Source organism: Pseudomonas sp. I3-I5, from assembly GCF_022699445.1.
Classification (GTDB): domain Bacteria; phylum Pseudomonadota; class Gammaproteobacteria; order Pseudomonadales; family Pseudomonadaceae; genus Aquipseudomonas; species Aquipseudomonas fulva.
Window position 1 is genome coordinate 2,748,215 of the sequence record NZ_CP093940.1, and the last position, 13,210, is coordinate 2,761,424.

Below are 13,210 nucleotides of genomic sequence, written 5' to 3' on the forward strand. Positions count from 1 at the left end.
GCAGGCCTGGCACCGTTCTTGCCCTCGAACTCGCCAACCCCGAGCGAGGATTACTCTCATGCATTCACCCCTCATCAACGGCTGGTACCACGCCCCCTTCGGCAAGTTTCCCGACATCGACCCCGAGCACATGATGGCTGACGCGGCCCTCGGCGCCCTGAATCACGCAGGGCTCGATGCACAGCAGATCGATTCGGTACACGTCGGCCACTTCAATGCAGGTTTTCTCTACCAGGACTTCCCGTCCGCCCTGCTCGCCAATCACCTGCCAGCACTGCGTTTCACTCCGGCCGTGCGCGTGGAGAACGCCTGCTCCACCGGTTCAGCGGCGATTCACTCGGCCTTGCACGCCGTGCTGAGCGGACAATCGCGCCATGCCCTGGTAGTGGGCTTCGAGAAGATGAACAGCCTGCCCACGGCCGAGGTGGGGAAGATCCTGCTCAAGTGCTGCTACACGCCCGAAGAAGCCAACATCGAGAACGGCTTTGCCGGGGTGTTCGGCAACATCGCCAGCGCCTACTTCGATCGCTATGGTGATCAGTCCGACGCACTGGCCATGATCGCCGCCAAGAACCACGCCAACGGCGCGCTCAACCCGTATGCGCACATGCGCCGCGACGTGGGCTACGACTTCTGCCGCACACCCTCGGACAAGAACCCCTTCGTGGCGGGGCCCCTCAAGCGCAGTGATTGTTCACTGATCAGCGACGGCGCGGCCGCCCTGGTGATCAGCCGGGGCGATCAACCCACCGGGAGCGGCCAGGCCGTTCGCTTTCGCGCAGCCGTCCAGGTCAACGACTTCCTGCCATTGTCACGGCGCGACCCCACGGTATTCGAAGGCGCTGCACGTGCCTGGCAGCAGGCGCTGAGCCAGGCGCGCCTGACGCTGGACGACCTGTCCCTGGTGGAGACCCATGACTGCTTCACCATCGCCGAACTGCTCGAATACGAGGCCATGGGCCTGGCCGAACGCGGTCAAGGCGCACGGGTAATCGCCGACGGCGTCAGCCGCAAGGACGGCAGGCTCCCGATCAACCCTTCCGGTGGCCTCAAGTCCAAGGGCCATCCCATTGGTGCGACCGGCGTCTCGATGCACGTGATGGCGGCCATGCAGCTCACCGGCCAGGCCGGCGACATGCAACTGCCGCGCGCAGACCGAGCCGGCGTGTTCAACATGGGCGGGGCCGCCGTGACCAACTACGTGAGCATTCTGGAGAGCGTGCGATGAACGGAATCGACAATGTCATGAACCTGGGGGAGTTGCTGGCCCAGGTGGCTAGGCGTTTGCCTGACCTGCCAGGCTTCATTCGCGGCGATCACCAGGTGTCATGGCGCCAACTGCTGCACCGTGTTGACAGCATCGCTGCCGCGCTGCGTGCACGCGGCTTGGGCAAGGGCGACCGCTTGCTGGTGCACTCGCGCAACAACCTGCCGCTGTTCGAAAGTGCCTGGGTGGCCTTTCGCCTGGGTATGGTCTGGGTGCCCACCAATGTGCGCATCACCCCACCCGAAGCCGCCTACCTGGGCAGTTCCAGCGGCGCAGTAGCGATGCTCTACGACGAAGGTTTCGGCCATTATGTGGACGCTGTGCGACAGGCATCACCGGCACTGCAGACCGTGATTGCCATGGCGGCGCCACGCCCGGGTGAACTGGCCTACGCTGCCCTGCTCGATGAAGGCGCCCAGCTTCAGCCAGGGTTTCGCCCTGCCGAGGTGAACTACAACGACCCGCTCTGGTTCTTTTACACCTCGGGCACCACCGGGCACCCCAAGGCAGGGGTACTGACCCACGGGCAAATGGCGTTCGTGGTCAACAACCACTTGGCCGACCTGATGCCCTGCCTGAGCCAGCAGTCACGTTCGCTGGTACTGGCCCCCTTGTCCCACGGGGCCGGTATTCATGCACTGGTCAACGTAGCCCGGGGTGCTGCTTGCGTGCTCCCTGTCGGGGACCGGCTGGACTGCGACGAGGCCTGGCGCCTGGTGCAGCAGCACCGTATCGACAACCTGTTCACGGTACCGACCATCGTCAAGATGCTCACCGAAGACCCGGCCATCAGCCGTTACGATCACAGCAGCCTGCGCTACGTCATCTACGCAGGCGCCCCCATGTACCGCGCGGACCAGTGCCATGCGCTGCGCACATTGGGCAAGGTGCTGGTCCAGTATTACGGCCTTGGCGAGGTCACCGGCAACATCACGGTGCTGCCCGCCGACTGCCATGATGCCGACGATGGCCCCCAGGCCAAGGTCGGTTCCTGCGGCTACCCGCGCACCGGCATGCAGGTGGCCATTCTCGACGACAAAGGCCACGAGCTGCCCACGGGTACGGACGGCGAAATCTGCGTGCGCGGCCCGGCCGTGTTCGCCGGCTATTACAACAACCCTCAGGCCAATGCCGAATGCTTCCGCCATGGCTGGTTCCATACCGGCGATCTGGGGCATGTGGACGCGCACGGTTACCTGTTCATCACCGGGCGCGCCTCGGACATGTACATCTCCGGTGGCTCGAACGTGTATCCACGCGAAGTGGAGGAAGCGTTGCTGACCCATCCTGCCGTCAACGAAGTGGCCGTACTCGGCATGCCAGACGACAAATGGGGCGAATGCGGTTGCGCGGTGATCGTTACCACGGCCGAGGTCAGCGATGAGCAACTGCTCGCGCACCTGGAGCCGCGTCTGGCGCGCTACAAATGGCCCAAGCAGTTCGTGCGCTGGCATGAGATGCCAAAGTCTGGCTACGGCAAGATCGTCAAGAAACACATCCGCACGTTGCTCGAGACTGGCACGGAGCAACCGGCATGAGGCCCCATTTCGAATTGCGCAGCGGGGTGCGCCACTTCAAGCACGCAGGCCCGGCCCGCCTACCCCGGCTGCTCGACTGTGAAGTGGCGTGCTGCCAGGAACTGCGCGTGGAGCTTGCGTCCGGCAGCCAGGTGGCCGAAAGCCTGCTGGCGGTGCTTGAGCGCTGTCGCTACCAGAGCGCGGTCGGCCGCGTGCTGTGGGGCAGCGCGTGCGCCTTGGCCTACCACCGCATGGTGACCACGAGCGACAGCCAACGCCCTTACGACTATGGCAAGCCCGTGGAGCTCACAGGCCCTGTGACGTTCATCAGCGGTGCCTTGACTGTCGGCAGGGATGCCAGCGGTGCCCCGTTGCTGCATTGCCACGCCGGCATGCTCGACAGCCTTGGGCAACAGCACGGTGGGCACCTGGTATTGCAGCGGGTCGTGGTCGGTAGCGAACCCTTGGTGCTGCGGCTATGCCTGTTCGAGCACGTCGCCTACCAGGTGCAGCCTGACACCGAGACCCACTTCAACCTGCTGCACCCTGTGATCAAGGAGGCCTCATGACACCTGCCCTGTCCACGACTACCTCGCAGGTCCAGCAAGGCCGCCTCGGGCGGCTGGTGGTCGCCCGCCTCAAGCCCAACGAAGATGTGATCGACAGCGCCGAAGCCCTCTGCGCCAGCCACGGCATCGCCTGCGCCGTGGTCCGTGGCGGGCTGGGCAGCCTGATCGACGGCGAACTGCGCTACCACGGTGAGCGCGGACATCAAGCCATTCATGTACCCGGGCCCGGTATCGAGATCCTCAGCCTGAGCGGTGAGGTCATCGCCGGCCGAAGCCACCTTCAGGCAGTGCTCGCCGACGCCGATGGCAAGCTCTTTGCCGGCTGCCTGCAACGGGGCCGCAACCTGTCCTTCATCACCGTGGAGCTCACCCTGCAGGAGTGGCTGCCGGACTGATTGCCCACCCTGCAGCACCCTTTGCGCCCGCTCCCTGGGCGCCTATCACCCTCAGGAAGAAAACAATGACAAGAACGCCCTACGTGCCCCTGTACCTACTCACCTTGACCACCTTGGCCGTTCCGGCTGCCAAGGCGGCCTTCATCGAGGACGGCAAAGCCAACCTGCACCTGCGCAACTACTACTTCAACAACGATTACCGCGACCGCCCCGGCCCTGCCGGCCAAAGCAAGACGGCCGAATGGGCGCAGGGTTTCATGCTCGACTACAAGTCGGGTTTCACCGACGGCACCGTGGGGTTTGGCGTTGACGCCCTCGGCTTGCTGGGCCTACGCCTGGATGGCGGTGCAGGCAATCACCGAGGCAGTTCGATGATCCCGGATGCCAGCGATGGCAGCGCGGTGGACGAATGGAGTCGCCTGGGCTTGACCGGCAAGGTCCGTTTTTCGCAGACCGAGGCACGCTACGGTACGCTGCAACCGAAACTGCCGATTCTGGTGGCCAACGATGGGCGCTTGCTGCCACAGACCTTCGAAGGCGGGATCGTCACCTCCAAAGAAATCGATGGCCTGACCCTGACCGGGGGTCGCCTGGAGCACACCACCGGCCGTGGCTCGACCAACCGCTCAGGCCTGGCCGTGGCAGGCGGTACACGCGAGAGTAATGCGTTTGTGTTTGCCGGGGCTGATTACCAGCTCACCCCCGCCTTGAAGCTGCAATATTACGGCGCCCAGCTGGAGGATTACTACGTCCAGCATTTTGCGGGGCTCGTGCACACCTGGGCCTTGAGCGACAACCAGTCACTGACCACCGACCTGCGCTACTTCAAGACCGACGCCGATGGACGCAACGACTCGGCCAGCGGGCGCGCGGCGGGGTATCGCGTCACCGGCCTGGGCGACACCGCAGGCAAGATCGACAATGATACCTGGAGTGCCATGTTCACTTACGCCACTGGTGGCCACTCGGTGTTGCTTGGCCATCAGCGGGTCTCGGACAGTGGCAACTTCGTGCAGATCAACCAGGGCAATACGGGCGAAGGCGCAGCGGGCTCGAGCCTGTATCTGTTCACCGACCGGCTGGTGACCAGTTTCACCCGTGCAGGTGAACGCACCACCTTCGGCCAATACAGCTACAACTTTGCGGCATTGGGCATGCCTGGCCTGATTGCCTCGCTCACCTACCTCAAGGGCACGCACATCCGCACCACTGCCGGCGGTGATGAAAAGGAGTGGGAACGTGACATCGCCCTGGACTATGTGGTGCAGGACGGTGCGCTGAAGGGGCTGGGCTTGAGCTGGCGCAATGGCATGCTACGCAGTGGATTGCCCAGCGAGTGGACACAGGATCAGAACCGGGTGACCGTCAGCTATACCGTGCCATTGTTCTAGGCCACGGTTGTCCGTATTCACGCAGCCTCTGTGGGAGCGGCTTTGCCGGGGCGCTCCCACAGGTGGGGGGGTGGACTCGATCTGCAAGCTTGCGGATGTTAGGGACAACTGCCTCGCTCATCCCCAAAGCGTCCGCAGACTGTCAACCGTGCTGTGCCCCCTCGAACCACGCCAGCTTTTCACGCAGCTGCACCACCTCACCCACGATCACCAAGGTAGGCGCATGCACTTCGTGGCGTGCGACCAGGGCGGGCAAGTCGGCCAGGGTGCCGGTGAACACACGCTGGTTGCGCGTCGTGCCTTGTTGGATCAAGGCGGCCGGGGTGCTCGCTGCCCGCCCATGGCGGATAAGTTCTTCGCAGATAGTCGGCAAGCCGACCAGGCCCATGTAGAACACCAGCGTCTGGGCAGGCGCGACCAGGTCGTCCCAAGGCAAGTTGCTGCTACCGTCCTTCAGGTGCCCAGTGACAAAGCGCACCGACTGGGCATGATCGCGGTGGGTCAGCGGGATGCCGCCGTAAGCGGCACAACCACTGGCAGCGGTGATGCCCGGCACGACTTGAAACGGGATATTGTGCTCGGCCAGCTCCTCGATCTCCTCGCCGCCACGGCCGAAAATGAACGGATCACCACCCTTCAGGCGCAGCACCCGCTTGCCCTGCTGGGCAAGGTCCACCAATAACCGGTTGATCTGGTCCTGGGGAACGGCATGCTCTGCACGACGCTTGCCCACATAAATGCGCTCGGCATCCCGACGGCACATGTCGATGATCGCAGGCGCTACCAGGCGGTCGTACAGCACCACATCGGCCTGCTGCATCAACCGTAGCGCGCGGAAGGTCAGCAAGTCCGGGTCACCCGGGCCGGCACCGACCAGGTAGACTTCGCCGCCCTGCTGCACCGGCGCGCCATCGACCATCGCCTGCAACAACCGCTCGGCCTCTGCGCCCTGCCCGGCCAGTTGCCGTTCGGCAATCGGCCCCTGAAAGACGGTCTCCCAGAAACCCCGGCGCTGGTTCACATCCGGGTACAACGACTTGACGGTGTGTCGGAAACGCGCCGCCAACCCGGCCAATTCACCGTAGGCAGCAGGAATCCAGGCTTCGAGCTTGGCCCGAATCAAGCGTGCCAGGACCGGTGCATCGCCCCCGCTGGACACGGCAATCACCAAAGGCGAGCGGTCGACAATGGCCGGGAAGATGACCGTGCACAGCGCCGGCGCATCGACCACGTTGACCGGCAAACTCAGGGCCTGGGCATCGGCCGAAACCTGGGCATTGAGCCCAGGATCGTCCGTGGCGGCGATCACCAGCCGGCAACCTGTGAGGTCCCCCGGCTGGTAACCGCGCACCAGGACCTGGCCACCGCCTTCGCGCGCCATGCTGGCCAGCTGGCCATCGATTTCCGGGGCCACCACGCGCAGCGCGGCGCCAGCATCGGCCAGCAGACGCGCCTTGCGCAATGCGATCTCGCCACCACCAACCACCAGCACCAAGGCGCCCTGCAGCTTGTGGAACAGCGGCAGGTAGTCCATTTAGCGGATCACCTCAACGCCGCCCATGTAGGGCTTGAGCACTTCGGGTACTCGGATCGAACCGTCGGCTTGCTGGTAGTTTTCCAGCACCGCGACCAGCGTGCGGCCCACGGCCAGACCGGAGCCGTTCAGGGTGTGCACCAGCTCCGGCTTTCCGGTTTCCGGGTTGCGCCAGCGCGCTTGCATGCGGCGGGCCTGGAAGTCGCCGCAGTTGGAGCACGAGCTGATCTCGCGGTATTTGTCCTGGCTGGGCACCCACACTTCCAGGTCAAACGTCTTGACGGCGCTAAAGCCCATGTCACCGGTGCACAGGGCCAACACACGGTACGGCAGCTCGAGCAGTTGCAGCACACGCTCGGCATTGGCCGTCAGGCCTTCGAGCGCTTCCATCGACTTGCCGGGCTCCACCACCTGCACCATCTCGACCTTGTCGAACTGGTGCTGGCGGATCATGCCGCGGGTGTCTCGGCCCGAGGCACCGGCTTCACTGCGGAAGCACGGTGTGTGCGCCACGAACTTGAGCGGCAGTTGCTTGGCGTCGAGAATTTCCCCAGCCACCAGGTTGGTCAGCGACACCTCGGCGGTCGGGATCAGGTAGAAGTCCGCCTCGCCTTCGCGGGTGATCTTGAACAGGTCTTCCTCGAACTTGGGCAGCTGGCCGGTGCCCTGAAGGGCTGGCGCCTGCACCAGATACGGGGTGTAGTGCTCCTCGTAGCCGTGCTCACCGGTGTGCAGGTTGATCATGAACTGCGCCAGTGCGCGGTGCAGGCGTGCAATCGGGCCGCGCAGCACGGCAAAACGCGCGCCAGACAGCTTGGCCGCCGCCTCGAAGTCCAGACCACCGCTGATTTCGCCCAGGGCGACGTGGTCCTTGATTTCAAAATCGAACGCCTTGGGGGTGCCCCAGCGACGCACTTCGACGTTCTCGTCTTCGCTGGCACCGACCGGCACACTGGCATCGGGCAGGTTGGGGATGGTCAGCACGATGCTGTCCAGCTCTGCCTGGATACCGTCGAGCTCGGTTTTGCCGGCGGCCAGCTCATTGGCCATGCGTTCCACATCCGCCATCAGCGGTGCAATGTCTTCGCCCTTGGCTTTGGCCTGGCCGATGGATTTGGAACGGGCATTACGCTCGGCCTGCAGTTGCTCGGTACGGGTCTGTACCGCCTTGCGGCGCTCTTCCAGTGATTCGATGCGCGCGACATCCAGGCTAAAGCCACGGGAGGCCAGGCGATCCGCCACTTCCTGAAGTTGGCCGCGTAACAGTTTGGAATCGAGCATATCGTTCTCTCGTTATGTGTAGGTGTTGGTCAGAATCGAGTGAGGGACAATCCCGCCCAGGTCGCGAGCAGCCCGCCCACGACGCTGATGGCCGAATAACCCAACGCCAGAGGCACCTGCCCGCTTTCCAGCAAGCGTACGGTGTCCAGCGAAAATGAGGAAAACGTGGTCAGGCCGCCCAGAAAACCCACGATCAAACCCGCCCGCAACTCGGCCGGGACCATGGGTTTGTGCAGGAACAGGCCGTACAGCAGGCCGATCAACAAGCAGCCCACCAAGTTGACGGCAAGCGTACCTATATAGAAGTGTCGCGGCCAGTGGGCGACGACCCAATTGCCTGCGGCAAAGCGCAACAGGGTACCGGCGATACCACCGGCACTGACGGCGGCGATCAGCGTAATCATGGTTTTCTCCGCTGTCGCGGACTGCTGCGATCAAGCTCGGCCAGGTGCCGGAGCTTTTCGCCAATCTTGAGCTCGAGCCCGCGCGGCACCGGTTGGTAATACTGGCGCGGCTCCAGCGCCTCCGGAAAGTAGTCTTCACCGGCTGCGTAGGCATCCGGTTCGTCGTGGGCATAGCGGTACTCATCGCCGTAACCCAGCTGCTTCATGAGCTTGGTCGGCGCGTTGCGCAAGTGCAGCGGCACCTCCAGCGAACCGTGCTCCGCCGCTTCGCGCAGGGCGGTCTTGAAGCCCATGTAAACGGCATTGCTCTTCGGAGCGCAAGCGATGTAGGTAATGGCCTGTGCCACTGCCAGTTCACCTTCGGGGCTGCCCAGCCGCTCCTGCACGTCCCATGCTGCCAGGCACAGGCTCAAGGCGCGGGGGTCGGCGTTGCCGATGTCCTCACTGGCCATGCGCACGACCCGGCGCGCAATGTAGAGGGGGTCGCAGCCGCCATCGAGCATGCGTGCAAACCAGTAGAGCGCCGCGTCAGGGTCCGAACCCCGCACGGATTTATGCAGCGCTGATATCTGGTCATAGAACGCCTCCCCGCCCTTGTCGAACCGGCGACGGCTGTCTCCAAGCAGGCTTTGCAGCAGATCAACGTCGATTTCACTGCCGTCTTCGGCCAAGTCAGCGGCATTTTCCAGGAAATTGAGCATGCGTCGCCCGTCACCATCGGCGGCGGCCCTCAGCATGTCGAAGGCCTTGTCGCCAACGCGCAGGTTGCGTTTGCCAAGCCCCCGCTCCTCGGTCAGGGCGCGGTCCACCAGCTTGCGCAGCGCGGGCTCGTCCAGGCTCTTGAGCACGTAGACACGCGCCCGTGACAACAGCGCGTTGTTCAATTCAAAAGACGGGTTTTCGGTGGTAGCACCGATGAACAGCAAGGTGCCGTCTTCCACGAAGGGCAGGAAGGCATCCTGCTGAGACTTGTTGAACCGGTGCACTTCGTCGACGAACAGGATGGTACGGCGCCCGTACTGGCCGGCCTGCTGCTTGGCCACTTCCACCGCCTGGCGGATTTCCTTCACGCCGGCCAGTACCGCCGACACCGTTTCGAAATGCGCGTCGCAAAATTGCGCCAGCAGCCGCGCCAGGGTGGTCTTACCAACCCCCGGCGGGCCCCAGAAGATCATGGAGTGCAGCGCACCCTGCTCCAGTGCTTCACGCAGCGGTTTACCGCGGGCAAGCAGGTGCTCCTGGCCGACATACTCGTCCAGGTTGGACGGGCGCAGACGGGCGGCCAGGGGCTGGGCGACAGGTTCGCTTCTAAACAGGTCCATGACTGGCTCTGGTTACTCCTTGATGACGTCCGCACCTTTGGGGATGTCGAACTTGAAGGTGCTGTCCGCTACCGTCTGGTTGGCCTTGACCCCATTGAACAGGATGTTGGTGCGCTGGCCAACGCTGTCGATCAGTTGCATGTCATTGATCAGGCCCTTGCGGAACGATACACGCAGCGAGTCGAACAGCGTGTCCTTGGTCTTGGGCTTGAGGATAAAGTCCATCACATCGCCCTGCTCACGGGAGACGATATCGAAGCTTTGGCTGATCTTCGACACATCACCGGAAAGCAGCAGCGCCGGCGTCTGGTTCAGACGCACGTCGAGTTTCTTGACGGTGGCCTGCTCAAGGTCAGGGTCCCACAGGGTGACGTTCTTACCGTCCGATACCACCACCTGCTCCTGGGGCGCATTGGTGTGCCAGTAGAACAGGCCTGGGCGCTTGACCGTCATCTTGCCGGTGGTTTCCTGCAGGCTGGTGCCGCCTGCATCCAGGGTCAGCTGGGAGAAATTGGCTTCGATGGTCTGCGACTTTTCCAGCAACTGGGTCAGGCGCTGGACATCCTGCTCGCCGGCGAACGCCGAGACCGGGCCCAGGGCAAGGGCCGAAACCAACAGCATGCGAATAGCGCGCATGGGAATCCTCATTAAGCGTTGAAGGGGGCCGGACACCACCGTTGGCGCCCGGCAGGGTGATATCAATCGCGCGGGCCGCCCGGGGCGATCACTTCCCGCGAGCCGTTGCTGTTCATCGGAGTCACCACGCCAGCCATTTCCATGGCTTCGATCATGCGGGCCGCCCGGTTGTAGCCGATCTTTAGCTTGCGTTGTACGGCCGAAATGGACGCGCGGCGGCTCTCGAGCACGAACTGTACGGCTTCGTCGTACAGTGCATCGCTTTCGGAATCGTCGCCATCGCCACCGCCACTGCTACCTTCAAAACCGCTGCCGGCTTCTTCGACACCGTTGAGGATGTCGTCGTTGTAGTCAGGGGCACCGCGCTGTTTCCACGCCTCGACCACCCGGTGCACTTCGTCATCGGACACGAATGCACCATGGACCCGAATCGGCAGGCTGGTGCCAGGCGGCATGTACAGCATGTCACCGTGGCCCAGCAGTTGCTCGGCACCGCCCTGGTCGATGATGGTACGCGAGTCGATCTTGCTCGACACCTGGAACGCCATGCGCGTCGGGATGTTGGCCTTGATCAGACCGGTGATCACATCCACCGACGGTCGCTGGGTCGCCAGGATCAAGTGAATACCGGCAGCCCGCGCCTTCTGCGCGATGCGCGCGATCAGTTCCTCGACCTTCTTGCCGACGATCATCATCATGTCGGCGAATTCGTCCACCACTACCACGATGGTCGGCAGCGTCTTCAGGGCAGGCGGCTCATCCTCCATGCTTTCGCGGCGATACAGCGGGTCGTGAATGATTTCGCCGGCTTCCTGGGCATCCTTGACCTTGCGGTTGAAGCCCGCCAGGTTGCGCACGCCCATGGCGGCCATCAATTTGTAGCGCCGCTCCATTTCCGCCACGCTCCAGCGCAGGGCATTGGCCGCGTCCTTCATGTCGGTGACCACGGGGCACAACAAGTGTGGGATGCCTTCGTAGATCGACAGCTCGAGCATTTTCGGGTCGATCATGATCAGGCGCGCGTCTTCGGGGCTGGATTTGAACAGGATCGACAGAATCATCGCGTTCACGCCCACCGACTTACCCGAGCCGGTCGTACCCGCCACCAGCAAGTGCGGCATCTTTGCAAGGTCGGTGATGACCGGCTTGCCGCCGATATCGTGGCCCAGGGCCAGGGTGACCGGCGACTTCTGTTCGTCATATTGCGGGGTGGCGAGCACTTCGGAGAAACGCACCATCTGGCGGTTCTCGTTGGGAATCTCGATACCCACAGTGGTCTTGCCCGGAATCACCTCGACCACCCGCACGCTGGTCACGGCCAGCGAACGCGCCAGGTCCTTGGCAAGGTTGGCGATACGGCTCACTTTGACACCGGCAGCCGGCTGGATTTCGTACCGGGTGATCACAGGCCCTGGGTGAATGGAATCCACCGCCACTTCGACACCAAACTCCTTGAGCTTGATTTCCAGCAATTGGCCAACGCCCGCCAGGGACTCGGGGGAATACTCGATTTTTTTCTGTTCAGCCGGGTCCAGGATGGAAATCGGCGGCAAGGTGCCTTCCACTGCGCTGTCGATGAATTGCGGCGCCGGGGTTTCTCTGGCAATGCGCTTGACTGGCTCAGGCGCCTTGGCGGCCGACGGTGGCACGATATTGGAGATCAGGGCCGGGGCGGCTACAGGCGCAGGCGCCGAAGGCCGCGCCGCTGCCGGTTCGCGTGTGATCACAGGTTCACGCTGCACCCCTGGGTCACGCGCAACCGGTTCACGCGCGACCGAGTCGCGCATCGTCACAGGCTCACCGCCCAGGGTCGGCTCGCGAGGCTCGGGCTGAGCAGACGCAGGCTCGCGCTTGAACAAGCGCTCGCGCAGAGCAGGCTTGGCCGGCTCACGTGGTTCGGGCGCCACAGGCTTGGCCTTGACGACGGGCTCATCCTCGCGCAGCTGCGCTTCCAGGCGCTTGCGTTCGTTACGCGCCTCCCACCAGCGCGAGGCCGCGCCCTGCACCAGTTCCAGCAGATCCAGCGTGATCTTGCCGGTCATGTCCATGACCTTGAACCACGACAGGTCGGTGAACACCGTCAGCCCGAACAGGAACAGGGCGATGAACATCAGGGTGCTGCCCTGCACGTTCAGGAAGTTGCGAGCCAGATCGCCCAGGCTTTCGCCCAGGGCGCCGCCGGCCGAGAACGGGATGCTTGCCGGCGGATGAAAGTGGATATGGGCCAGCGCAGCCCCGGACAGCACCAGGAATATCAGGCCTATCAATCGCCAGGAGAACAACCAGCCGCTCCAGTCCCAGGGCTGGTGGCGCTGACGGAAAATCTGCCAGGTCTTGATCGCCAGCAGCAATGGGAAGATGTAGGCGAAGTAGCCCAGCACCATGAACAGGATATCGGCGAAATAGGCACCGGCTCGCCCGGCGGCATTCTGCACCTGGTCGACGGTGGCGGTGTGGCTGAAGGCCGGGTCCGAGGTGTCGTAGGTCAGCAGCGCCATCCACAGGTACAGGCACAGGGCGCCGACAGCGATCAGCGCACCCTCCTTGAGGCGATAGTGCAGCTGCTGCCGCCACAGGGGCACGGGCAAGGGAGCTGGGGTTGCGGTGGATTTCTTCAAAACGCGTCTATTCCTGCGCATGGTGCGCGTCCAATAGTGATCGGCCAGGGCCGAAGCCAACGGATCACTACTTTTAACATTACTGCCCGCCAGCCGCCATGGCGGCACGCCGTCTGGGGATCTGGCCGGGGGCGACTTTCCAATAGCTGCAATTTGAGCACGCATTGTCTTCTGTGACAAAGGCTTATGCTGTGTTTTTGCACAGGTGTGACAGCAAATGTGGCTGATGGTGCCGGCCGTAGCTGCAATGTATCCGAAATTGCCTGAATGGCTGCG

At 63.5% G+C, this 13,210-nt stretch carries 11 protein-coding genes; 5 read left to right on the forward strand and 6 right to left on the reverse strand.

All coding sequences use genetic code 11. From position 1 onward, the window contains the following. The first annotated feature begins 58 nt into the window (after window positions 1-58). From MOP87_RS12415 to MOP87_RS12435, 5 genes are all read left to right on the forward strand, one after another. The gene (locus MOP87_RS12415; protein WP_027916175.1) at window positions 59-1,228 is read left to right on the forward strand and encodes an acetyl-CoA acetyltransferase; all 1,170 of its coding nucleotides are present in this window, start codon (window positions 59-61) and stop codon (window positions 1,226-1,228) included. Continuing rightward, window positions 1,225-2,805: an acyl-CoA synthetase gene (locus tag MOP87_RS12420; protein ID WP_027916176.1), complete on the forward strand. Its 1,581-nt coding sequence runs from the start codon at window positions 1,225-1,227 to the stop codon at window positions 2,803-2,805. The genes MOP87_RS12415 and MOP87_RS12420 overlap by 4 nt, the downstream gene beginning before the upstream one ends. Continuing rightward, window positions 2,802-3,353, forward strand: a complete 552-nt coding sequence (locus MOP87_RS12425) for a hypothetical protein (protein ID WP_218568211.1) — start codon at window positions 2,802-2,804, stop codon at window positions 3,351-3,353. Before MOP87_RS12420 ends, MOP87_RS12425 begins: the two co-directional genes overlap by 4 nt. Next, window positions 3,350-3,748 (forward strand): PPC domain-containing DNA-binding protein, encoded by a 399-nt coding sequence (locus tag MOP87_RS12430; RefSeq protein WP_027916178.1) that lies wholly within the window; start codon window positions 3,350-3,352, stop codon window positions 3,746-3,748. The genes MOP87_RS12425 and MOP87_RS12430 overlap by 4 nt, the downstream gene beginning before the upstream one ends. A gap of 65 nt (window positions 3,749-3,813) precedes the next feature. Beyond that, a complete protein-coding gene (locus MOP87_RS12435) occupies window positions 3,814-5,139 on the forward strand; it encodes an OprD family porin (protein WP_181073765.1) in 1,326 nt (441 codons plus the stop codon). Between the two features lie 142 nt (window positions 5,140-5,281). Here MOP87_RS12435 and cysG read toward each other — a convergent pair whose 3' ends face one another. From cysG to MOP87_RS12465, 6 genes are all read right to left on the reverse strand, one after another. Beyond that, the gene (gene cysG / locus MOP87_RS12440) at window positions 5,282-6,673 is read right to left on the reverse strand and encodes a siroheme synthase CysG (protein WP_028686533.1); all 1,392 of its coding nucleotides are present in this window, start codon (window positions 6,671-6,673) and stop codon (window positions 5,282-5,284) included. Beyond that, window positions 6,674-7,954, reverse strand: a complete 1,281-nt coding sequence (gene serS / locus MOP87_RS12445; RefSeq protein ID WP_027916181.1) for a serine--tRNA ligase — start codon at window positions 7,952-7,954, stop codon at window positions 6,674-6,676. A 29-nt stretch (window positions 7,955-7,983) separates the two neighbouring features. Beyond that, window positions 7,984-8,358, reverse strand: coding sequence for a fluoride efflux transporter CrcB (gene crcB / locus MOP87_RS12450; protein ID WP_027916182.1), 375 nt, complete (start codon window positions 8,356-8,358; stop codon window positions 7,984-7,986). Then, the gene (locus tag MOP87_RS12455) at window positions 8,355-9,680 is read right to left on the reverse strand and encodes a replication-associated recombination protein A (RefSeq protein ID WP_027916183.1); all 1,326 of its coding nucleotides are present in this window, start codon (window positions 9,678-9,680) and stop codon (window positions 8,355-8,357) included. Before MOP87_RS12455 ends, crcB begins: the two co-directional genes overlap by 4 nt. A 12-nt stretch (window positions 9,681-9,692) precedes the next feature. Next, window positions 9,693-10,316, reverse strand: coding sequence for an outer membrane lipoprotein chaperone LolA (gene lolA, locus MOP87_RS12460; RefSeq protein ID WP_242809569.1), 624 nt, complete (start codon window positions 10,314-10,316; stop codon window positions 9,693-9,695). Window positions 10,317-10,378: 62 nt separating this feature from the next. Further along, a complete protein-coding gene (locus MOP87_RS12465; protein WP_178102866.1) occupies window positions 10,379-12,934 on the reverse strand; it encodes a DNA translocase FtsK in 2,556 nt (851 codons plus the stop codon). Window positions 12,935-13,210 lie beyond the last annotated feature (276 nt).